Origin of the sequence: Streptomyces sp. NPDC090499, from assembly GCF_044769305.1 — a bacterium.
Lineage (GTDB): Bacteria > Actinomycetota > Actinomycetes > Streptomycetales > Streptomycetaceae > Streptomyces.
In genome coordinates this window covers 99,861-121,394 of record NZ_JBIVXP010000024.1, presented here as the reverse complement: position 1 = coordinate 121,394, position 21,534 = coordinate 99,861, and the positions used below count along the sequence as shown (strand labels likewise).

General features: G+C 71.5%; 18 protein-coding genes. 11 read left to right on the top strand and 7 right to left on the bottom strand.

The features are described 5' to 3' along the window. Positions 1-194: 194 nt before the first annotated feature. Positions 195-1,652: a catalase gene (locus tag ACIQVL_RS45925; RefSeq protein ID WP_403478525.1), complete on the bottom strand. Its 1,458-nt coding sequence runs from the start codon at positions 1,650-1,652 to the stop codon at positions 195-197. A 337-nt stretch (positions 1,653-1,989) separates the two neighbouring features. Here ACIQVL_RS45925 and ACIQVL_RS45920 point away from each other — a divergent pair, with 337 nt between their 5' ends. Next, positions 1,990-2,196, top strand: a complete 207-nt coding sequence (locus ACIQVL_RS45920) for a hypothetical protein (RefSeq protein WP_403425342.1) — start codon at positions 1,990-1,992, stop codon at positions 2,194-2,196. Between the two features lie 161 nt (positions 2,197-2,357). Here ACIQVL_RS45920 and ACIQVL_RS45915 read toward each other — a convergent pair whose 3' ends face one another. Both ACIQVL_RS45915 and ACIQVL_RS45910 read right to left on the bottom strand, forming a co-directional pair. Continuing rightward, entirely contained in the window at positions 2,358-3,974 is a 1,617-nt protein-coding gene (locus ACIQVL_RS45915; RefSeq protein ID WP_403478524.1) for a cation acetate symporter, read from the bottom strand. Continuing rightward, positions 3,971-4,405 carry a DUF485 domain-containing protein gene (locus tag ACIQVL_RS45910; protein WP_403478523.1) on the bottom strand — a complete coding sequence of 145 codons (435 nt, stop codon included), beginning with the start codon at positions 4,403-4,405 and terminating at the stop codon, positions 3,971-3,973. Before ACIQVL_RS45910 ends, ACIQVL_RS45915 begins: the two co-directional genes overlap by 4 nt. Before the next feature lie 672 nt (positions 4,406-5,077). Here ACIQVL_RS45910 and ACIQVL_RS45905 point away from each other — a divergent pair. Next, a complete protein-coding gene (locus ACIQVL_RS45905) occupies positions 5,078-6,262 on the top strand; it encodes a type III polyketide synthase (protein WP_403478522.1) in 1,185 nt (394 codons plus the stop codon). A gap of 33 nt (positions 6,263-6,295) precedes the next feature. Here ACIQVL_RS45905 and ACIQVL_RS45900 read toward each other — a convergent pair whose 3' ends face one another. Beyond that, positions 6,296-8,437, bottom strand: a complete 2,142-nt coding sequence (locus tag ACIQVL_RS45900) for a SpoIIE family protein phosphatase (RefSeq protein ID WP_403425335.1) — start codon at positions 8,435-8,437, stop codon at positions 6,296-6,298. A gap of 211 nt (positions 8,438-8,648) precedes the next feature. On the opposite strand from ACIQVL_RS45900, the gene ACIQVL_RS45895 reads away from it, so the two are divergent. The 3 genes from ACIQVL_RS45895 to ACIQVL_RS45885 are packed head-to-tail and all read left to right on the top strand — an operon-like array spanning position 8,649 to position 10,704. Next, complete coding sequence (locus tag ACIQVL_RS45895; protein ID WP_403425334.1) at positions 8,649-9,251, top strand: winged helix-turn-helix domain-containing protein; 603 nt, start codon at positions 8,649-8,651, stop codon at positions 9,249-9,251. Further along, entirely contained in the window at positions 9,248-10,504 is a 1,257-nt protein-coding gene (locus tag ACIQVL_RS45890; protein ID WP_403478521.1) for an MFS transporter, read from the top strand. The genes ACIQVL_RS45895 and ACIQVL_RS45890 overlap by 4 nt, the downstream gene beginning before the upstream one ends. Before the next feature lie 53 nt (positions 10,505-10,557). After that, on the top strand, positions 10,558-10,704 hold the full coding sequence (locus ACIQVL_RS45885; RefSeq protein ID WP_403478520.1) for a hypothetical protein: 147 nt from the start codon (positions 10,558-10,560) through the stop codon (positions 10,702-10,704). Between the two features lie 64 nt (positions 10,705-10,768). Here ACIQVL_RS45885 and ACIQVL_RS45880 read toward each other — a convergent pair whose 3' ends face one another. The 3 genes from ACIQVL_RS45880 to ACIQVL_RS45870 all read right to left on the bottom strand — a co-directional run bounded on the left by ACIQVL_RS45880 (position 10,769) and on the right by ACIQVL_RS45870 (position 13,113). Next, positions 10,769-11,440 carry a response regulator gene (locus tag ACIQVL_RS45880; RefSeq protein ID WP_403478519.1) on the bottom strand — a complete coding sequence of 224 codons (672 nt, stop codon included), beginning with the start codon at positions 11,438-11,440 and terminating at the stop codon, positions 10,769-10,771. Beyond that, positions 11,437-12,657 carry a sensor histidine kinase gene (locus ACIQVL_RS45875; RefSeq protein WP_403478518.1) on the bottom strand — a complete coding sequence of 407 codons (1,221 nt, stop codon included), beginning with the start codon at positions 12,655-12,657 and terminating at the stop codon, positions 11,437-11,439. The genes ACIQVL_RS45880 and ACIQVL_RS45875 overlap by 4 nt, the downstream gene beginning before the upstream one ends. A 63-nt stretch (positions 12,658-12,720) precedes the next feature. Then, positions 12,721-13,113, bottom strand: a complete 393-nt coding sequence (locus ACIQVL_RS45870; protein WP_403425327.1) for a hypothetical protein — start codon at positions 13,111-13,113, stop codon at positions 12,721-12,723. A gap of 293 nt (positions 13,114-13,406) precedes the next feature. Between ACIQVL_RS45870 and ACIQVL_RS45865 the strand changes: the two genes are divergently transcribed. From ACIQVL_RS45865 to ACIQVL_RS45840, 6 genes are all read left to right on the top strand, one after another. Next, complete coding sequence (locus ACIQVL_RS45865; protein WP_403478517.1) at positions 13,407-13,898, top strand: hypothetical protein; 492 nt, start codon at positions 13,407-13,409, stop codon at positions 13,896-13,898. Next, positions 13,895-14,734, top strand: a complete 840-nt coding sequence (locus ACIQVL_RS45860) for a hypothetical protein (protein ID WP_403478516.1) — start codon at positions 13,895-13,897, stop codon at positions 14,732-14,734. The genes ACIQVL_RS45865 and ACIQVL_RS45860 overlap by 4 nt, the downstream gene beginning before the upstream one ends. Before the next feature lie 159 nt (positions 14,735-14,893). Continuing rightward, the gene (locus ACIQVL_RS45855; RefSeq protein ID WP_403478515.1) at positions 14,894-15,397 is read left to right on the top strand and encodes a DUF1203 domain-containing protein; all 504 of its coding nucleotides are present in this window, start codon (positions 14,894-14,896) and stop codon (positions 15,395-15,397) included. Positions 15,398-15,506: 109 nt separating this feature from the next. Further along, positions 15,507-15,722 (top strand): DUF4177 domain-containing protein, encoded by a 216-nt coding sequence (locus ACIQVL_RS45850; RefSeq protein WP_089106991.1) that lies wholly within the window; start codon positions 15,507-15,509, stop codon positions 15,720-15,722. A gap of 520 nt (positions 15,723-16,242) precedes the next feature. Then, positions 16,243-20,517, top strand: a complete 4,275-nt coding sequence (locus ACIQVL_RS45845; RefSeq protein WP_403478514.1) for a discoidin domain-containing protein — start codon at positions 16,243-16,245, stop codon at positions 20,515-20,517. 266 nt (positions 20,518-20,783) lie between these two features. Then, positions 20,784-21,530, top strand: coding sequence for a phosphotransferase family protein (locus tag ACIQVL_RS45840; RefSeq protein ID WP_403478513.1), 747 nt, complete (start codon positions 20,784-20,786; stop codon positions 21,528-21,530). The last annotated feature ends 4 nt before the right edge of the window (positions 21,531-21,534 follow it).

Below are 21,534 nucleotides of genomic sequence, written 5' to 3'. Positions count from 1 at the left end.
GGCCGGGGGCCCGGGGGGGGGGGTGTGGGGGGGGCCCCCCCCCCCCCCCGGGCCCCCCCGGGGGGGGGGGGGGGGTTTTTTTTTTTTTGTGGGGGGGGGGGGGGGGGGGGGGGGGGGGGGGGGGGGGGGGCGGGCCCCGCCCCCCCCCCCCCCCCCCCCCCCCACCTCTCCGGTTCGGCGGCTGTGAGGTCCCGCTAGTCGCCCTTGGCGCGGACGCCGTCGGCGATGCGCTTGCCGATCGTCTCGTCGATGTTCGACCAGTACGTGAACGCGCGCTGCAGGACCGGGTCGCTGACGCCGTCGAGCAGATGCCCCACGACGTTGGAGACCAGACGGTCGCGGGCGGCGTCGTCCAGCACCTCCCGGACCAGGGTGCCGGGCTGGCCCCAGTCGTCGTCCTCGGGGTGGGAGACGTACGCGGCGCGGACGATCTCGCCGTCCGCCTCCCAGGTGGGCGGCGGGCCGAAGGCGGTGGGGTCGGCGACGGGGCCGCCCTTGGAGTTCGGGGCGTACACCGGGTCGGAGGTCTTGCGGAAGGCCATCGCCCCGTCCTTGGAGTACGTGTGCACGTCGACGACGGGGGCGTTCACCGGGAGCTGCTGGTAGTTGGCGCCGATCCGGTGCCGGTGGGCGTCCGCGTAGGAGAACAGCCGGGCCAGCAGCATCCGGTCGGGGCTGGGCCCGATCCCGGGAACGAAGTTGTTCGGCTGGAACGCCGCCTGTTCGATCTCGGCGTGGTTGTCGGTCGGATTGCGGTCCAGGGTCATCCGACCGACCGGGACGAGCGGATAGTCGCCGTGCGGCCACACCTTGGTGAGGTCGAACGGGTTGAAGCGGTAACCCGCGGCGTCCGCGTACGGCATGAGCTGCACGTACAGGGTCCAGCTGGGGTACTGGCCGTCACGGATGTGCTCGAACAGGTCGCGCATGTGGTAGTCCGTGTCGACGGCCGCCATCTGGTCGGCATCGTGCTGGGTGAAGAACTCGATGCCCTGGTCGGTCTTGAAGTGGTACTTCACCCAGAACCGCTCGCCCTTGGCATTGATCCACATGTACGTGTGCGAGGTGTAGCCGTTCATGTGCCGCCAGGTCCGGGGGATGCCGCGGTCGCCCATCAGCCAGGTCACCTGGTGGGCGGACTCCGGGGAGAGCGTCCAGAAGTCCCACTGCATGTCGTGGTCGCGCAGGTTGCTGTCCGCACGCCGCTTCTGGGACCGGATGAAGTGCTGGAACTTCATCGGGTCCTTGACGAAGAACACCGGCGTGTTGTTGCCGACCATGTCGTAGTTGCCCTGGCTGGTGTAGAACTTCACCGCGAAGCCGCGGGGGTCGCGCCAGGTGTCCGGGCTGCCGCGCTCACCGGCGACCGTCGAGAAGCGTACGACCAGTTCGGTGCGGGTGCCGGGCTGGAAGAGGCCGGCCATGGTGTAGGCGCTGACGTCCTCGGTCACCTCGAAGTGGCCGAACGCGCCGCTCCCCTTGGCGTGCGGCTGGCGCTCGGGGATCCGCTCGCGGTTGAACTGTGCCATCTGCTCGATCAGATAGGCGTCCTGCAGCAGGACCGGTCCCCCGGGCCCCACGGTCAGCGAGTGCTCGTCGCTCTCGACGGGGGCACCGGAGTCGGTCGTGGTGAGGGGTGGCTTCTGCGTCATGACTCTGCCTTTCTCCGCGCGGAGCAGTGCGTGCCGGTCCCTGCGGGGACGGTGGTCCTTGCGGGGACGGGGTCCTTGCGGTGTCCGGGAGCCGGCGGCCGGCCGGGACACCCGCGGCCGCGGCCCCGCAGTGGCGGGTGACCCGGCCCGAGCGAGGCAAACACCGCTCGCCCGGCATCCGCCGCCCGAGCCGCGTGCCGACGGCGGCCCGGCCCGGCTCTCCGTGATCCAGCGTGGTCCCAGCGGGCCGGTGCCGCCACTCGGGGGGTCGGGGACGTTTTCGGCAGGAGCCGTCCGTCGGTCGTGTCCCCGGGCCGGGACGGTCGTTCCTCAGGGCATGAAGAGGATCATCACTGCCGCCGCGCTCGCCCTGACGGGCGTGGCTCTCGCCGCCCCGGCCCACGCGGACGGAACCTCCCCCGGCCCCTCCCGTGACCTCGCCACCAAGGTCGCCGGGGCGCTGCCCAAGGCCGCGGTGGCGGGTCTCAACGCGGCTGCCGCGTCCATGACCACCGGCATGCAGGACCGGCCCCCGGCCAAGTAGGCCGGGGCCGGTCCGTCGGGTCGTCGGGTCCGCCAGGCCTGCCAGGCCCGTCAGACCCGTCCGTCGTACAGGTCCGTCCGACCCCGGTCCGGTTCGTTCCTCGCGGCCCGGGTCGGGGAACGACCTGTCCCGCCCGAACCTTGGCACCCGACCCCTCCCCCCTACCGGGGCGAGGGGCCCGGGGGCGAGCCGGTCAGCAGGTGGCGCTCGTGGGACTCGTAGCGGCCGCGTTCACGGTCTGCGGACCTCCTGCCCGCCAGGACGGTGGTCAGCCAGCCGGTGAGGAAGCCCGCGGGTACCGAGACGAGCGCGGGCGTGTTGTAGGGGAACCAGGCGAAGTCCGCGTCCGGGAACGCGGACAGCGGTGTTCCCGAGACCAGGGTGGTGCCGGGGGTCAGGGCGAGCACGGTCAGTGAGCCCACGACGAGGGTGGCGAGGAGCGCTGTGCGCGTGAAACGGCGCCAGAAGAGGGTGTAGAGGAGTGCGGGGGCGATGGCGGAGGCGCCGAGGGTGAAGGAGACGGTCGCCAGGGGCTGAAGGCTGCGGTGCTGGGCGAGGACGGCCAGCAGGATGGTGGGGATGCCCACGGCGAGGGCGCAGCACCGGGCGAGGGCGAGCTCCCGGGCCGGTGCCGGGGGAGTGGCGCGGGACGCCGCCAGGTCGTGGGCGAGGGTGTTGGCACAGGCCAGCGTCATGCTCGCGACGGAGGCGAGCAGGGTGAGGAAGACGGCGGTGGTGACAGTGGCGAAGAGCAGGCTCTCCGGCCGGGACAGACCGGTTCCGAACGCGGCGCGGGCACCCAGCAGGTAGGCGGTCGTGCCGTGCGCGTCGGCGGCGGCGATGCGGTCGCGACCGACCAGCGCGGTCGCGCCGGTGCAGATCAGGGTGAGCATCAGGATGAACAGGGTCACCGCGGAGACCGCCCAGGACATCGCCCGGCGGACCTGGCGTGGCGTGCCCGCCGTGTACATCCGCATGGTGACGTGCGGCAGGCTGGCGCCGCCCAGCACGATGGCGCTCTGGGTACTGGCCATGTCGAGTGCGGGATGCGGGCTGCTGGAGTACTGCAGCCCCCAGGTCAGATAGGCGTCACCCGCTCCGCTGCGTCCGGCCGCCGCGTGGAACAGCGCCTGGGGCTGCCAGTCGAACGCGCGCAGGATCAGCACGCTCACGACCAGCCCCGAGCCGAGCAGTGCCACGGTCTTGATGATCTGGACCAGCGCGGTGCCGGGCATCCCGCCGAGCGCCGCGTAACTGATCATGAGGACACCGGCCCCGGCCACGCACCCGTTCTGCATGCCGGTGTCGGAGAACCCGAGGACGTACGCGAGGAGTTCACCGACACCGGCGAGCTGGACGACCATCATCGGGACGAGTGCGGCCAGGGTGACCAGGCAGGCCGTGACGCGGACCGACCGGGCCGGGTGGCGGCGGGCCAGCGCGTCGCCCATGGTGTAGCGGCCGGTGTTGTGCAGGGGTTCGGCCAGCAGGAACATCAGCAGCAGCAGGGACAGCAGGGCGCTGAGGGCGAGGACGATGCCGTCGTAGCCGCACAGGGCGATGATCCCGCCGATGGTGAGGACGGTGGCGGCGGAGATGTAGTCCCCGGCGATCGCCAGCCCGTTGCGCAACGGCGACAGGGACCGGTAGCCGGTGTAGAACTCGGCGAGGTCGTCCGCCTCCGGGCCGGTGAGTACGCACAGCAGCAGGGTGAAAGCGACGACCGAGCAGAACGCGACGAGGGACCAGGACTGGGCGGAGCCCTGCAACCCGGTCACGGTGCCTGCTCCCGGTCCGCGACGGCCACGTCCGCCTGACGCCGGGCGCGCCGCGCCAGAGGATCCACGAAGCGGTGTGCGGCCGCCTCGTGGAGAAGGACCGCCAGCCAGGTCACCGGGATCTGGACGAGGGCCAGGACCAGTCCGGTCGGCAGGCCGCCGGGACCCGGGCGGGTCATCAGGGCAGGCGCCTTGACGGTCAGGACGAGGAACGCGGCGAAGTACCCGAGCGCGGTGACGGTGGCCACCCGCCGCTGCCAGCGGTACGCCCGCCGCAGCAGGCGCAGGGTGCGGTGGGCACCGGAGCGGGGATGCGCCGCAGGGTCGTACGGCTCCTCACCGGTCGACCAGGCCGGGGACGGGCGGTCGTGCGGGGACGGGCGGCCGTACGGGGACCGGTCCGAGGGTAAATCGGGCACATCATAGGACATTTCGGCAACTCCTCGGTGGGGACCGGGTCCGGTCGTGGCGGGCCGCGAGCGGGGAGGGCGGTTCGGCCGGCCGTACGCCGTGCGGCCGGGAGCTGGTGGGAAGCCGTGTGCGCCGGCCGTCCGGGGTGTCGTCTCGTGGGGGAGTGGCCGGGTGGGCAAAGCGCCATGGTCCCCGGCGTGGGCGCTGACCGCCAGGGGTGCGGCCGGAGTCGGCGGGGGCGGCCCGCGGGGCGCGGGGCTGACGTCGGGATCTCCGCCAGGAGGTGATGAAGCATGGGCGGAGCGCGCGGTGGCGCGATTGTTTCCCGAAGTGCGCCGTCGCACACCTCACGAGCCCCGGGCCGCCCGGCGGTTGGCCGCCCCGCTCGGGGCGCGGCTGTGACGCACTTCATGGGTGGCGTGGGTCTCGCGCGGTGGTCCGTTCCGTACGTCCTTCAACTTCCATAAGACGTACGGGCTTTGCTCGGCAACGATCTCGTCGGTGTGGCCCCGGGGTCCCCGCCGGGCAATGGACGGACGGAACTTTCCGGGTGTTATGGGGACATGAAGCCGCCGGGGAGTTGTCGAATGCGAAGTACATTGCAATGACAGTGTCTTGACCCCAAGCCTGTGCAATCAGGAGCGTTTCGGACACTTCAGTCATTTAATGTCTTTCTGTGAAAGATGCATGCTATGGGCGCCTATCTGACTCCTCCAGCCGTAGTACAAGGCGAACATGCCGTGAGGACCGGCGAGATCCTCGCGGAGGTGCGCGGCCGGCATCCGCAGGCCCCGTGGCTGTCCCGGATCGACGGCATCGCCGCGAGCACGGGGATCGACTCCCGCGGGTGGATGCTGCCGCTGGAGACGGCCGTGGCCCCCGGCAGCGGCTCGGGCCTGCGAACTCCGGGCGCGGGACCGGCCCGTACGGCACTGGCCGGCAGCGGGTTCACCGAGCCCCAGGTGGACCGCGCGATCGCCGCGCTGGAGGCGATACCGGCGCCGCAGACCATCCAGGAACGCACCGCTCCGGCCTGGGCGGCCGTGCAGGCGTACGGGGAACGCGCCGCCCGTGACGCACTCCGGGCCGCCGGACTGGACACCGCCGACGTCGACTGCCTGATCACCAGTCACTCCACCACCCCGGCCCTGCCGGGACTTGACCTCTCCCTCCGCAACAGCCTCGAACTGCGCGACGACGTACTGCTGCTGCCGGCCACCCAGTGGGCCTGCATCGCCGGTACCCGGTCGCTCGCGCTGGCGGCCGACCTGGTCGCCGCGGACCCCGACCGGGTGGTTCTGGTCGTGATATCGGAGGCGCTGAGCACCACCTACCAGCCCGCCGACGACACGCTGGAGTCGCTGATCGTGCGGCTGCTCTTCGCGGACACCGCCGTCGCCGTGGTGGTCACCGGCCGCCCCCGGCCGGAGTCGGTCCTGCGCCTGGACGCGGCCTGGCACCACACCCTGCCCGACACCACCGACCTGCACCGGCTGGAGACCCGGGAGGACGGCACCCACTTCGTGATGGACCGCCGGGGGCCACGCGCCGTCCAGGCGACGGTGGCCGCGATGTGGCAGTGGTTGCGCGCACGTCACCAGGACGACGCGGACTCCTGGCATCCCGATCTGCTGCTCGCGCATCCCGGCGGGACGCGGGTGCTGGAGTACATGGAACAGACGATGCCCGACAGCTGGCCGGAGGGGCTGCTCGCCTACAGCCGGGACAGCTACACCTCGGGCAACCGCGGAGGTGCCGCCGTACTCGACATCCTGTGCCGTGCACACGACGCGGGACAGAAGCCGGGCAGCCGTACGGTGCTGTACGCGGCCGCCCCCGGGCTGACGGCCACGGCACTGGAAGGCGAGTGGCTGTAGCGGAGGCCCGCCGCCCTCATCGCGGCACCGGCGCTATCCCTCCAGTTCCGCCCAGACGGCCTTGCCGGTGTCGGTCCACCGCACCCCCCAGCGCGTGGTCAGCTTGTGGACGACGTGCAGACCCCGCCCGCCGTCGTCGAGCAGGTCACCGCGGCGCAGCCGCGGCCGGCCGTTGCCGGTGTCGCCGACCTCGCAGGTCAGCCGGCTTCCGGCCCGCACCAGCCGGACCGTGACGGGCCCGGTGCCGAACCGGACGGCGTTGGTGACCAGTTCGCTCAGCACCAGCAGCGCACCGTCCCGGGCCGGTTCGCCCAGGTGCCAACGCCGCAGCAGGGGAGCGGCCAGGGCGCGGGCGCGGGCGGCGGTGTCGTCACGGGCGGGCAGCCGCCAGGTGGCGGTGTCCCGGCTGCGCCGCCCGGCCATCCGGGCCAGCAGCAGGGTGACGTCGTCGCGCAGCGGCTCCTGCGGGCCCAGCCGGGCGACCACCCGACGCGCGGCCCGCTGCAGGTCGTCCCAGGGATGCACCTCGCGCACCACGTCCGTCAGCCGGCCGATGCCGTCGTCGATCGAGGCCGCCGGATCCTCCACCAGACCGTCGGTGTAGAGGACGAGAAGCGAGCCGGGCGGCGCGGCGAACTCGTGCACCTCGAACGGCTCCCGTACGACGAACTCCGCGCCGAGGGCCGGGTGCGGCTGCGCCGCGACGGTATCGGCGGAGCCGTCGGGAAGCACGAGGACCGGGGGCAGGTGACCGGCGTTGGAGATCAGCACCCGGTGGTCGACCGGATCGTAGACCGCGATGCAGCACGTCGAACCCAGCGCGCTGTAGCCGGCCGCCAGGCCCGCGTCGGTGTCGTCCAGCAGCGTGACGGTCTCGTCCAGCCGCTCCAGTACCTCCCCGGGACCCAGCCCCGCCGACAGCAGCGCCCGTGCCTCCATGCTCAGCTGGCCCATGGCCGCCGCGGCCCCCAGACCGTGGCCCACGACGTCGCCGACCACCAGCGCGGTGCGGTCACCAGGCAGCGGAAAGCTGTTCACCCAGTCACCGCCGACGCCCGCGCTGTCCGGGGTGGTGGGTTCGTAGACACTGGCGACCTCGATGGTGTCGCTGCCCGCCCGCGGCAGCAGCCGGCGCTGCAACGCTAGGACCTGGGCGTGCTCACGCTGGTGCTGGCGGGCCAGGTCCACGTGCCGGGCTGTCTTCGCCACGAGCTCCTGAAGGTCGAGCAGTTCACCGTCGCCGAAGAGGCACTCCGGCCGCCGCCAGACCTCCGTCACGCCCAGCACGATGGGCCCCGGCGTGCCCTCCGGTCCCTCCACGACCAGCGGGATGCAGGCGACACTCACCGGCCGGTTGCCGGGCACCAGGGCGCGCACCAGCTGCGGATCGTCCAGCGCCTGCTCGATCGCCGCACGGTCCGGGATGACGACGGCGTGCGGAACGTCGTCGCGCATGACCGCACCGGCCAGCAGGCGGCTCGCCTCACGGGGGAGGTTGTCCCCGGGCGTCAGGTATCCCTCGGGCCAGGCCCGGTCCGGCACCAGGGCCGCCCGCCGCAGCCGGATGCGGTCCTGCGCCTGCTCGGTGACGGCCTCGCCGGTCCACACGGCGTAGTCGAGGTTGACGGCGGCCACGTCCCCCCAGGCCAGCAGGGACTGGGCCAGGGACTGTGCGGTCTCCCCGATGTCCAGGGAGGTGCCGATCGCGGTGGCCGAGGCGTACAGGTGCAGCCGTTTGGCCATGGCGATCAGCGAGACCGTCAGGCCCTCCTGCGGCGGTGCGGCCGGCAGGATGCTCATCGAGACCACCAGCTCCGACCCGTCGGCCCGCCGCAGGCGCTGCACCCGGGCGACATGCGCCTCACCCGTCTCGAGGACGCGCAGCAGCCGTTTGGTGACCGTCGGTACGTCCCCCGGCGGGAGCAGATCGGCGAAGGCGGCCCCCGGTGTGGCGCTCACCCCCGCGAACGGGGCGGCGTCCAGGTTGGAACCGCTGATCCGCAGATCCCGGCCGAGACCGACCACCCCGAGGATCCGTTCCCCGCCGTCGGTCTCACCGCCGGCCCCTGAGGCGCGCTCCTCGTACACCGCCTTCGCTCCGCCCTTCGGGATGTAATCCGCCAGGGCGCCGCTGACCGTGTCGAACGGCGAAGCAGAGGAGGGTGTGGGGTCCATGCAGCTCACACAGCTCGCTGACTCCGGCGCGTACCGGCAGATCTTCCCGAGTCCATGCGGGCAGGTCCGGACAACCCTCTCCCGCACATCTCATGGGTAGCACAAATACCCTGCTCATCGAAGGGATAAAAGTGATCAAAACAACACAGGAGGCGTGTAACGCCGCTGGGGAGCTGTTGTAAGGGTTTCTTTAGAAAGATATCTTTACATCATGGACCGACGACAGCTCACCGACCCGCGCGCCCTCCGCGCGTACGCCCATCCGTTCCGCCTGACACTCATCGGGCTGCTGCGCAGGGAAGGCGCGATGACCGCCACCCGGGCGGCCGAGCTGACGGGGGAGTCGGTGGCCGGCTGCTCCTATCACCTGCGGATGCTGGCCAAGTACGGGCTCGCGGAGGAGACAGGGCAGGGCCAGGGCCGGGAGAAACCCTGGCGGGCGACGGCGTCGTCCACCTCCTGGCCCGGCCACTCGGCGGACCCCGAGGTGCGGGAGGCCGCCACCGCTCTCAGCCTCGCACTCGTCGAGCGGTACTTCACCGAGGCGACCCGCTGGCTGGAGAACCGGCACACCGAGCCCGCGGACTGGCAGGAGGCGGCGCCGCTGGGGGACGCCACGATCTTCGTCACCGCCGCCGAGCTCAGGGAACTCGACGAGAAGGTGTGGGAACTGCTCCGTCCCTACATCCGCCGCACCGAGGACCCGGGCCGGCGCCCCGCCGCGGCCCGCCGCGTGTCGTACGTCCACTTCGGGCACCCGGCACGGGAGTTCGACACGCCGGCCCAGCGCGAGGCGGAAGAACCGCACACGTGAACGCGGCCGGGCGGTTACCCGCCCTGCTGCGCGAACCGGCCTTCCGCCGTTACTGGACCGGGCAGACCGTCTCGCTCTTCGGCGACCAGATCACCCAGATCGCCCTGCCCCTGCTCGCCGTCCTGACCCTGGACGCGGGCCCGGCCCAGATGGGCTGGCTGACAGCCGCCGGGCTCCTGCCGAACCTGCTCTTCTCGGTGCACGCCGGAGTCCGGGCGGACCGCAGCGGGCGACGGCGGCACATGATGATCGCCGCCGACCTCGGGCGGGCGCTGACACTGGCCTCGGTCCCGGCCGCCTGGGCGCTGAGCCTGCTCGGCCTGGGCCAGCTCTACGCGGTCGCGTTCACCACCGGCACCCTGAGCATGCTGTTCGACGTGTGCAATGCCGCGCTGTTCGTCTCCCTGGTGCCCGCCGACCGCTACGTCGAGGGAAACTCCCTGCTCAACGGCAGCCGGGCCATGTCCTACGTGGGCGGCACCAGCGCCGCAGGGCTGCTGGTGCAACTCCTGTCCGCCCCGGTCGCACTGCTCGCCGACACCGCCTCCTACCTGGCATCTGCCTGGCAGCTGTCCCGGATCCACCCCACCGAACCACCGGCCGCCACCCACGCCGAAGGCGGCCTCACGGCCGGTTTCCGCCACCTCGGCCGGTCCCGGATCCTGCGCGGCTACTACGCGGCGGTGACCACGCTCAACCTGTTCAACTTCGCCTTCCAGGCCGTCTTCGTCCTCTACGCCACCACCGAACTCGGTCTCGGCCCCGGCCTCCTGGGCGCCGTGCTCGGCTGCGGTGCCGTCGGCTCGCTGCTCGGAGCCGTGCTGACGGGCGGGATCGTACGCAGGCTCGGAACCGGGCGGGCGGCTCTCCTCGGCCTCTTCGCCTTCCCGGCGCCACTCGCGCTGGTCCCGCTGGCGCAGGGCCCCGTTCCCGTCACGGCGGCATGCCTGCTGCTGGCGGAGTTCGGCTCCGGATTCGGCGTCATGCTCCTGGACATCGCCGGCGGATCCCTGACCGCGTCACTGATCCCCGACACCCTGCGATCCCGCACCGCGGGAGCCGCCCGCCTCTTCGGCTACGGCATCCGCCCAGTCGGCGCACTGGCAGGCGGCTGGCTCGGTTCGGCGATCGGTCTGCGCCCCACCCTGTGGATCGCCACCGTGGGCGCACTGCTCGGCCTGGTGTGGGTACTGCCCTCCGGGACACTCCGGCCCGCGCGTCCGACGTCCACCGCCGTCGGGCCGGCGGACTGAGGAAGCGGGCCTCACGACCTGCCCCCGAGGCGGGCCTCCCCGGCCCTGACCGGGTGGCGTCGGCCGGAGTGGTGGCCATGCTGGCCCTCATGGAACGCCAGGGCGACACCCGTGTGCAGCCGTACTTCACCGGCGGTCCGGCCCTGGGGCTCTCCGTCGTCGGCCACCTGCGTCAGAGGGCCCTGACCACCCGTGCCTGATGCGCGCCCACCCGCGCGGAACGACGACTGCCGCCACAAGCCGATCTCACTGGCGGCACTGTGGTCAGCATGCATCCGTCTGTCGGCGACCCGCCCCTTCGCCCAGTCCCGCGCGCTGGGCGAGCAGCCCGGCCTGGACCCGGCTCGCGCAGTGCAGTTTCTCCATGATCCGCGAGACATGGGCCTTCACGGTCGGCACGCGCAGGTCCAGCCGCCGACCGATCTGGGCGTTGCTCAGCCCGTCCGCCATCGCGGCCAGCACCTCCCGCTCCCGGGGGGTGAGTGAGGACAGCCGGGGCGGTACGGCCGGCGGTGGCTCGGCGGCAGCGCGGGCCACGAGGTGGTCCACCGCCTCGGGGGCGAGGGCGTGGCGGCCGGCCGCGGTGTCCCGTACCGCGTCGAGGACCTGGCCCGGCTGGGCGTCCTTGAGCAGGAAGCCATGGGCCCCGGCCCGGAGCGCCGGTAGCAGATAGGTCTCGGCGTCGAACGTGGTCAGCATCAGAATCCGCGGCGGCACGGGCAGCGCGGACAGCTCCCGGGCCGCGTCCACCCCGTCCAGGCCGGGCATCTGCACGTCCAGCAGGACCACGTCGGGGGTGAGCCGGGCACACACCTCGACCGCGGCCCGCCCGTCGTCGGCCTCGGCGACCACCGCGATGTCCGGGGCGGTCTGCAGCAGCAGCCGCAACCCGGTGCGGACCAGGGCCTCGTCGTCGACGAGCAGGATCCGGATCACCGGCCCTCCCCGGCGGGTTCCGCTCCTGTCATCGCCTGCTCCTGGTCCGGCGCGGGCGGCGCGACGGGCAGCCGGAGCAGGAGGCGGAAGACGCCGTCCCGGTGCCCGGTCTCCAGGGTGCCGTCGAGGAGCGTGGCCCGCTCCCGCAGTCCGCGCAGGCCCAGGCCCGCACCCTCGCGGGCCGCCTCGCCGGGACGGCCGGTCACCGGATTGGTCACCTCGCACTCGACGAACTCCCCGTCCACCCCCATCCCCAGCGTGGCGCGGGCGCCGTGCGCGTGTTTGCGGATGTTGGTCAGCGCCTCCTGGACGACACGGTAGACGGTGTGTTCCACCGCCGGCGGCAACGGGTGTGCGCCCGCCCGGAGTTCCGCCACCGTCGCGGACCACGGCGCCCAGTCCACGGGTACGCCGGCCGCCGCCGAGTCGGCCAGCAGTTGCGGCAGCTCCCGCAGCGCCGGGCCGGGCCGGAAGGAGTTCTCGACGGTCTCCGGGTCGCGCAGCACGTCGAGGATCTGGCGCAGTTGGGCCAGCGCACGCCTGCCCGTGACCCTGACCAGCTCGCCGGTCTCGCGGGCCCGCTCGGACTCCTGCGGGTCCACGCTCAGTGCGCCCGCGTGCAGCGTGATCAGGCTGACCTCGTGCGCCACCACGTCGTGCATCTCCCGTGCCAGCGCGGCCCGTTCCTCCGCACGGACCCGGCGGGCGATCAGCAGGGCCTCCCGCTCGGCCTGCTCGGCACGCTCGGCCAGCTGTTCCAGCCTGGTGTGCCGGTAGCGGAGAACCGTGCCGCGCCAGGCGGGCGCCCCCACCAGCAGGGCCGCCGTCAGGGCGCCCGCCACCGGGGCGCCCGTGGTGAACTGGCTGAGCACCGCGACGGCGTAGACGCCGTACCGCAGGGGGCTCGCCGCTCGCCGCCTGGCCAGCGAGTACATCGAGAACGGCAGGGCAGGCTGAACGATCAGCAGGCTCACCCCGGCGATCACGCCCGCCACCAGGGTGGGGCGGTCGCGCCGCCAGGCCAGCAGGAGCCCGGTGGCGCAACCCAGGACGTTCGACACGCCGAACGGCAGCGGCAGCAGGGACCGCGAGGCACCGGTCGACAGCAGCCCTCCGGAGGCGATCAGCCCTGCCAGCACCCAGACGACCGGCTCGGAGGGCCACCGGACCAGGGCAAGGCGGGCCGCCGCCGAGGCCGGCACAGAGGAAACGGACATGCGTTCCAAGATAGGGGGCCCTTCGGTGATCGTTCCGGAATCCGCCGCCGGCCTGCGGGCGGCTCAGGGCTTGGCGCTCGCAGTGCTGCTGCCCTTGTCGTGGGCGGCTTCGTCCGCGGCGGACGGCAGGGCCTTGGTGGCCGCGACCTTTTCGTCCCGGTAGCAGATCTGAAACGTCTGCTTCTTCTCCAGGGACACGTCCTTCTGCAGGTAGTAGTCACAGGTGGTGCCGGCCGGCGGCTTGGGCTTGTCGCCCGGCTGAAGACCACCGGGCGCACCGAGGCGGTCGCGTACGGCGTCCCGGCTCTCGCCCACGTGAACGCTCTCGAACTGGGCCGAGGTGATCATGTGTGAGCCGATGTCGCTCGCGACGTGCCTGATGCCGAACCAGAGACCGACTCCGGCGAGCACGACGACTCCCACGATTCCGATCAGGATCTTTCCGACAACGCCCATGGCAGGACTCCTTGGTGACGGGGCTATCGACGTCCCTTGACGTCGCCCAAGCAGTCTGTTCCGGCAGCTCGCGCCGATCGTCGCCCTGCACGGCGAACCCGACCCCCGACTTTCGTATCCCCCGCCTCCTCCGCAGGGGGATATCCACCGGCGCCTGCAGGCATGAAGCGCCGGCCCGGCCGCCGCGTACCTGTCCACCTCCTGCCGGAGGGACGTCCGGCAGCAGCAACACCGTCGTCCAGAACAACGAGGTCTACTGCCACGTCAACGGCGCCGACGGCACCGGCTTCGACGTGGACCGGGGCAACCACAACACCACGTTCCAGTACAACTACAGCCACCAGAACCTCGGCGGCTTCCTGCTGGTGATGCCCCCGTTCACCATCGACAACGAGCCCACCTCCACGGTGCCCAGCGACGGCACGGTGGTCCGCTACAACATCAGCGAGAACGACGGCAGCAACTCCGGCTGCCCCACCTCCGGCACCCAGACCCACGGCGGCGGCGTCCTGCACTTCGTGGGCGGCGTCCCGAACCAGAGCGGCAGCTCCAGCGCCGTGCCGCTGTTCTACAACAACACCTTCTCCGTCCGGGACGGCCTGAGCACCCCGATCCTGTACTCCCGCTCCGGCACCTCCATCAGCGGCGCCCTGTCCTTCCAGAACAACGCCGTCTTCAACTACGGCTCCGGCAACGACTTCACCACCACCGGCACGTCGACGTACTCCAACAACCTCTTCTACGGCAACCACCCGTCCCGCGAGCCCGCCGACGCCGCGAAGTGACCGCCGACCCCGAGTTCCGCAACCCGGGCAACGCCAGCACCTCGTCCTCGTGCACCGGCAAGAACGCCTACCAGGTGCACGCCTCCTCCCCGGCGATCCGGGCCGGCACGGTGATCAGCTCCAACGGCGGCCAGGACGCCTTCGGCAACGCCGTCTCCGCGACGGCCGCCCCCAACATCGGCGCGTACAACGGCACCGGCGGCAACCTGCTCTCCAACGCGGGCTTCGAGACGGGTGCGCTGAGCCCCTGGACCCAGGCGAGCGGCAACTCCTCGTCGGTGACCGCGGCCAACGCCCGTACCGGCAGCGACGCGCTGACCACGGCCGCGAGCACCACGGCCACGGTCTACTGCTGGAAGAACGCCGGCGGCAGCGGGGCCGGTTACTGCGACGACCTCGCGGTGGAACCCCTGTCCTCCGCCACCAACGCCGTCACCAACCCCGGCTACGAGACCGGCGCGCTGACCCCGTGGGTCCAGTCCACCGGTACGGCGGCCGGCGTGGTCGCCTCCAACGCCTGCTCCGGCACCTACGCGCTCCAGACCGCGGCCAGTGCCAGCGGCGCCATCCAGACCGTCAGCGGTCTCACCTCCAGCGGCACCTATCTGCTGGTCGGCTGGGCCAAGGTGGCCACGGCCGGTGAGGAGGTCGCGGTGGGCGTGAAGAGCTTCGGCGGTACGGAGACGTACCTGCGGGCCTCGACCACGTCCTACGCCCAGCAGCCCCTCTCCTTCACCACGGGTGTCTCCACCACCTCCGCCGGTGTCTACTGCTACAAGAACTCCGGTTCGGCGGCCGGTTACTGCGACGACTACTCGCTGGTCAAGCTGCTCTGACGAGCACCGATCCCGAAGCGTGAAGTTCTCCCTCGCGGAGGCGGGCCGGCCCGCTCCGGCCCGCCTCCGCGGTGACCTGCAACGGGCGGCCGCGCCGGACGGACATCCGAGTCCGATTCCCGCCAGCGGCCCGTGTCGGCGCGCGCCACGCTGAAGGGCATGACCACGACCTTCCCGCCCGTCCCCATCCCCTCCGCGACCCTTGAGGAACTCCGCGTCCGTGACGACGCCGGGCGGCCGCCGAGCCCGTACGCGGACGGCGAAGGCGGTGCGCCATTGCGCTGTTGCCTGCAGTCCAGCAGCGTGGGAGACCGGATCGCCCTGCTCTCCTACGCCCCGCTGCGCCGTTGGGCGGCACGGACCGGCGCCGACCCCGGGGCCTACGACGAGCAGGGGCCGGTCTTCGTCCACGCCGAGGACTGGGGCGGCCCGGCCGGCGAGCACCCCGGCTACCCGTGGGCCCGCCCCGGCGCACTGCGCGTCCTGCGCCGCTACGACAGCCGGGGGCACATCACGGGCGGTCGCCTCCTGGAGCTTCCCGACGACGCCCAGGCGGCGTTCGCCCGTGCGCTGGCCGAGGCCTTCGCCGACCCCGGGACCGCCCAAGTGCACGTGCGCGCCGTCGAGTACGGCTGCTACCACTTCCGCGTGGACCGCCCCTGAAGGCGAGAATCCTGGGCCCTGAGCTGCGCCACGCCACCCGGGGATGATTGGCTGACCCTGGCCGATTCCAACCCCGACCCGGCTCTGCCGGCAGGAGGACCCCGCAGTCATGAGCAGTGCCTACGCCTACGAGTACAAGGTCGTCACGTTCCGGGAGTCGCTGATCGGCGACGCGCTGGACAGCGACAAGCTGGAGAAGGTCCTCAACAAGCACGCCGAGGACGGCTGGGCCCTCAAGGCCATCACCTCCGCCGACGTCAAGGGCCGCATAGGTCCCGGAGCCGTCGAGGGCCTGCTCCTGACCTTCGAGCGCCCGCGCGGCTGATCGCGACGCAGCCGGCAGCAGACCGAACGCCCCCGGACCCGCCGAGGTCCGGGGGCGTTCGCCGTCCTCCCGCAAGCGGCCGAAAGACGACGTGATGATCGTCCAGGCCCGTGGCCGCCGCCGACCACCCGGCCCGCACCGACAGGAACGCGAGCGTGCCGGCACTTTGCCCGTCGGATGACGCGGTGTCAGCGGCGCCGCGCCGTTCACTCTGAGCCGCTCTTGACCATCGGGCCACGGCACACCAGAGCGCAATAATTTGCGCTCCTTGCGTCCACTTGCGCGGAGGCCCGCAAGTGCGGCGTGCGACTTTCCAGCCCGCCCTTCGAGTCCTCGCTGATGCGTGGGCGCTTCTGGTGAAATTTGTGCAGTCCTGGCAGTAGACGGGTTCACATCGCTCTGCAATATTTCGATGAAACAATGCAAAAGTCTGCGTATTGAGTCGCCGCACCACTCCGCCAGGAACGAGCCGCCCTCGCCGCCCCACCGGCGCGCGAGCCTCCGCAGGAAGTGACCCCGCATGACTCGACACAAGCCGAGATCCTGGAGACGCCGCGCAGCGACCGCTGTGCTCGCCTCCACCGTCATGGTTCTGGGCCTGCCGGCCGTCGGCGCACACGCGGCCGGCGGCCCGAACGCCGCCGCGGACGCCAAGACCGCGGCAGGCAGCGCCCGCACCGCACACGCGGCCGTCAACGTCACCGACGGCGACACCGACACCTACTGGCAGGCCGGGAAGAAGTCGGCCCAGTGGGTCCAGACCGACCTCGGGCGGACCAAGCGCGTCCGCGAGGTCGTGCTGCGGCTGCCCGAGCAGTGGCAGACCCGCAAGCAGACGCTGGCGCTCCAGGGCAGCGCCGACGGCAAGAGCTTCGCCACGCTCAAGTCGACGGCGCAGTACGTCTTCAGTCCGGGCAACGACAACACGGTGAAGGTCTCCTTCCCCGCGACCCTCGCCCGGTACGTGCGGGCCGACTTCAGCGCCAACTCGGTCGCCGGCACCGCCCAGCTCGCCGAGCTGCAGGTCCTCACGGCCGCCGCCTCGACGCCGAACCTCGCCCTGGGCAAGCCCTTCAGCGAGAGCGGGCACGCCGACGTCTACGGTGCGGCCAACGCCGGTGACGGCAACCGCAACACCTACTGGGAGAGCACCAACAACGCCTTCCCGCAGTGGCTCAAGGTCGACCTCGGCTCCTCGGTCCAGGTGAACCAGGTGACGCTGCGGCTGCCCAGCGGCTGGCCGAGCCGCAACCAGACCCTCAAGATCCAGGGCTCCACGGACAACCAGAACTTCACCGACCTGACGGCGTCCCAGGCGTACGCCTTCAACAGCTCCAACGACCAGACGGCGACGATCTCCTTCGACGCGACCACCACGCGGTACGTGCGGGCGCTGTTCACCGCCAACGACGGCTGGCCCGCCGGGCAGGCGTCCGAGCTGGAGGTCTACGGACCGGCCACCGGCGACACCCAGGCACCCACCGCACCGGCCAACCTGGCCTACACCGAGCCGGCCTCCGGGCAGATCAAGCTGACCTGGAGCGCGGCCACCGACGACACGGGCGTGACCGGCTACGACGTCTACGCCAACGGCCAGCTGCGGGCGAGCGTCGCGGGCAACGTCCTGACCTACACCGACACCCAGCCGGCCGGCACCGACGTCACGTACTTCGTGCGGGCCAAGGACGCCGCGGGCAACGTCTCCGCCAACAGCAACAGCGTCACCCGCAAGGGAGCGACCGGCGACACCCAGGCCCCCACCGCGCCCGGCAACCTCGCCTACACGCAGTCCGGCAGCGACGTGAAGCTCACCTGGCAGGCGTCCAGCGACAACGTGGCGGTCACCGGCTACGACGTCTACGCCAACGACCAGCTCGTCAAGAGCGTGGCGGGCGACGTGACGACGTACACCGACACCCCGTCGGCGACGGCCACCGTCACCTACTCCGTGAAGGCGAAGGACGCCGCCGGGAACGTGTCCGTGGCGAGCAACAGCGTCACCCGGCCCGGATCCGGCGGCGGCTCCGACCTCGCCCAGGGCAAGCCCATCGAGGCCTCCTCCTACACCTTCACCTATGTCGCCGCGAACGCCAACGACGGCCAGATCGGCACCTACTGGGAGAGTGCGGGCGGCGCCTACCCGGCCACCCTCACCACCAAGCTGGGCGGCAACGCCGACCTCAGCCAGGTCGTCGTCAAACTCAACCCGGACCCGGCCTGGTCCACCCGCACCCAGAACATCCAGGTGCTCGGCCGAGACCAGGACGCGACCACCTTCACCAGCCTCGTCGCGGCGAAGGACTACACGTTCGACCCCGCCACCGGCAACACCGTGACCATCCCGGTCTCCGGCGCCGCCGCCGACATCCAGCTCAAGTTCGCCTCCAACACCGGCGCACCCGGCGGACAGGTCGGCGAGCTCCAGGTGATCGGCACCCCGGCCGCCAACCCGGACCTCAAGGTCACCGGCATCACCAACTCACCCGCGGCTCCCGTGGAGTCGGACGCCATCAGCCTCTCCGCGACCGTCACCAACAGCGGCAGCAAGGCGGCCAAGGCCACCGACCTGAACTTCACGCTCGGCGGCACCAAGGCCGCCACGGCCGACGTCCCGGCCCTCGCGGCGGGCGCCTCGGCGACGGTCACCGCGAGCATCGGCACCCGGGACGCGGGCAGTTACCCGGTCGGCGCCGAGGTGGACCCGTCCAACAAGGTCATCGAGCAGAACGAGGGCAACAACACCTTCACCCGCTCCGACGCCCTGGTCGTCAAGCCCGTCTCCAGCTCCGACCTGGTCGCCGCACCGGTCGCCTGGACGCCCTCCAGCGCCTCGGCCGGCGACACCGTCGCCTTCACCGTCGCCCTGAAGAACCAGGGGACCGTGGACTCCGCCTCCGGCGCCCACGGCGTCACGCTGACCGTCCAGGACGCGAACGGCGCCACCGTCAAGACCCTGACCGGCTCCTACAACGGCACCATCGCCTCCGGACAGACGACCGCACCGATCAGCCTCGGCTCCTGGACGGCCGTCAACGGCAAGTACACCGTCAAGACGGTCATCGCCGACGACACCAACGAACTGCCGGTCAAGCGCACCAACAACACCACCACACAGAACCTGTTCGTCGGCCGCGGCGCCGACATGCCGTACGACATGTACGAGGCCGAGGACGGCACGGTCGGCGGCGGCGCCAAGGTCGTCGGACCCAACCGCACCATCGGCGACTTCGCGGGCGAGGCGAGCGGCCGCAAGGCGGTCACCCTCGACGCCACCGGCGAGTACGTCGAGTGGACCACCCGCGCCGCGACCAACACCCTGGTCACCCGCTTCGCGATCCCCGACGGCACCAACACCACCCTCGACGTCTACGTCGACGGCCAGTTCCTCAAGGCGATCGACCTGACCTCGAAGTACGCCTGGCTCTACGGCAGCGAGACCGCGCCCGGCAACTCGCCCGGCTCCGGCGCCCCGCGCCACATCTACGACGAGGCGAACCTGCTGCTCGGCACGACCGTGCCCGCCGGTTCCAAGATCCGCCTCCAGAAGGACGCGGCGAACACCGCCAGTTACTACGCCATCGACTTCATCAACACCGAACAGGCCACCGCGATCGCGAACCCCGACCCGGCCGCCTACACGGTCCCGGCCGGCTTCACCCAGCAGGACGTGCAGAACGCCCTCGACAAGGTCCGCATGGACACCACGGGCAAGCTCGTCGGCGTCTACCTGCCCGCCGGTGACTACGACACCTCCAGCAAGTTCCAGGTCTACGGCAAGGCGGTCAAGGTCGTCGGAGCGGGCCCCTGGTTCACCCGCTTCCACGCGCCCGCCTCGCAGGAGAACACCGACATCGGCTTCCGCGCCGAGTCCACGGCCAACGGCTCGACGTTCGCCGGCTTCGCCTACTTCGGCAACTACACGTCCCGGATCGACGGCCCGGGCAAGGTGTTCGACTTCTCCAACGTCTCGAACATCACCATCGACAACATCTGGGCCGAGCACATGGTGTGCCTCTACTGGGGCGCCAACACCGACAACATGACCATCTCGAACTCCCGCATCCGTGACACGTTCGCCGACGGCATCAACATGACGAACGGCTCCACGGACAACCACGTCGTCAACAACGACGCCCGCGCCACGGGCGACGACAGCTTCGCGCTCTTCTCGGCCATCGACGCCGGCGGCGCCGACGAGAAGAACAACCTCTACGAGAACCTGACCTCCACCCTCACCTGGCGCGCGGCCGGCATCGCCGTCTACGGCGGCTACGACAACACCTTCCGCAACATCCGCGTCGCCGACACTCTCGTCTACTCCGGCATCACGATCTCCTCGCTGGACTTCGGCTACCCGATGAACGGCTTCGGCACCGATCCCACGACGATCGAGAACGTCTCCCTGGACAGAACCGGCGGCCACTTCTGGGGCTCCCAGGTCTTCCCCGCCATCTGGGCGTTCTCCGCCTCGAAGGTCTTCCAGGGCATCCGGGTCAACGACGTCGACATCGACGACTCCACCTACGGGGGCGTCATGTTCCAGACCAACTACGTCGGCGGCCAGCCGCAGTTCCCGGTGAAGGACACCATCTTCACCGACATCTCCATCACCAACTCCAAGAAGAGCGGAGACGCCTTCGACGCCAAGTCCGGCTTCGGCATCTGGGCCAACGAACTGCCCGAACCCGGCCAGGGTCCCGCCGTCGGCGAGGCCACCTTCCGCAACCTGCGGATGACCGGCAACGCCCAGGACATCAAGAACACCACCAGCACCTTCAAGATCAACATCGAGTAGCTCCCGAACGGCGGTGAAGGGAAGGGGCGCCCCGCAAGGGCCGCCCCTTCCTGCCGTACCCGGCCCCACCGCCGTGACTGACGCGCTCCCACGGCGTCGCAGCCGCCGTCCGGCCCCCGCCGGCGTCCCAGGCCGGCGGGCGTCGCGCCGCACACATGAATTCCGCCCTTGCGCCCCGCCCCTACGGCCCGGTTCGCGGCCCGCCGCGTCGTCGCACGCCACAATTCCCGCGACACGGGCGATCGTCCCCGGGATACTCGTCGCCCATGGACGAGGTCGAAGTCGTCGTCGCTCACAGCGAGCGTGCGACCCTGCGCGTCGGCGATGTGTTCCTCAAGGTGGACGCCGATCAGGCACGCATCGACGTCGAGGTCGAGGCGATGGCCCTGGCGCCGGTCCCGACTCCGGAGATCCTGTGGCGCAGGCCGCCCGTGCTCGCGATCGCCGCCGTCCCGGGGACGGTGCTCGGCCATCTCGGCCGGCCGTCGACCGCTTCGCCGGCGGCCTGGGCCGCGGCGGGCGCCGCCGTCCGGCAGTTGCACGAGGCGCCGCTGCCGCCCTGGTCCGGCCGCCGCCGCCGGGGTCCCGGCGAGTTGGCGGCGGAACTCGACGGCGAGTGCGAGTTGCTCGTGGCGAACGGCGTCCTGCCCGCGGACCTGGTCACCCGCAACCACCGGGTCGCCGAGGCCGCGATCCGGCCGTGGACTCCGGTGTTCACGCACGGCGATCTGCAGGTCGAGCACGTCTTCGTCGACGACGACAGAGTCACCGGCATCATCGACTGGTCCGAGGCGGGCCGGGGCGATGCCCTGTTCGACCTCGCCACCCTGACGCTCGGACACGAGGAGCACCTCGACGACGTCGTCACCGGTTACGGCACCGACGTCGACCTCGACGTCATCCGCGCGTGGTGGTCGTTGCGAAGCCTGCTGGGAGTCCGCTGGCTGGTCGAGCACGGCTTCGACCCGTCCGCGCCGGGCTGCGAGGTCGACGTCCTGAGGTCCCGGATGTGAGGCC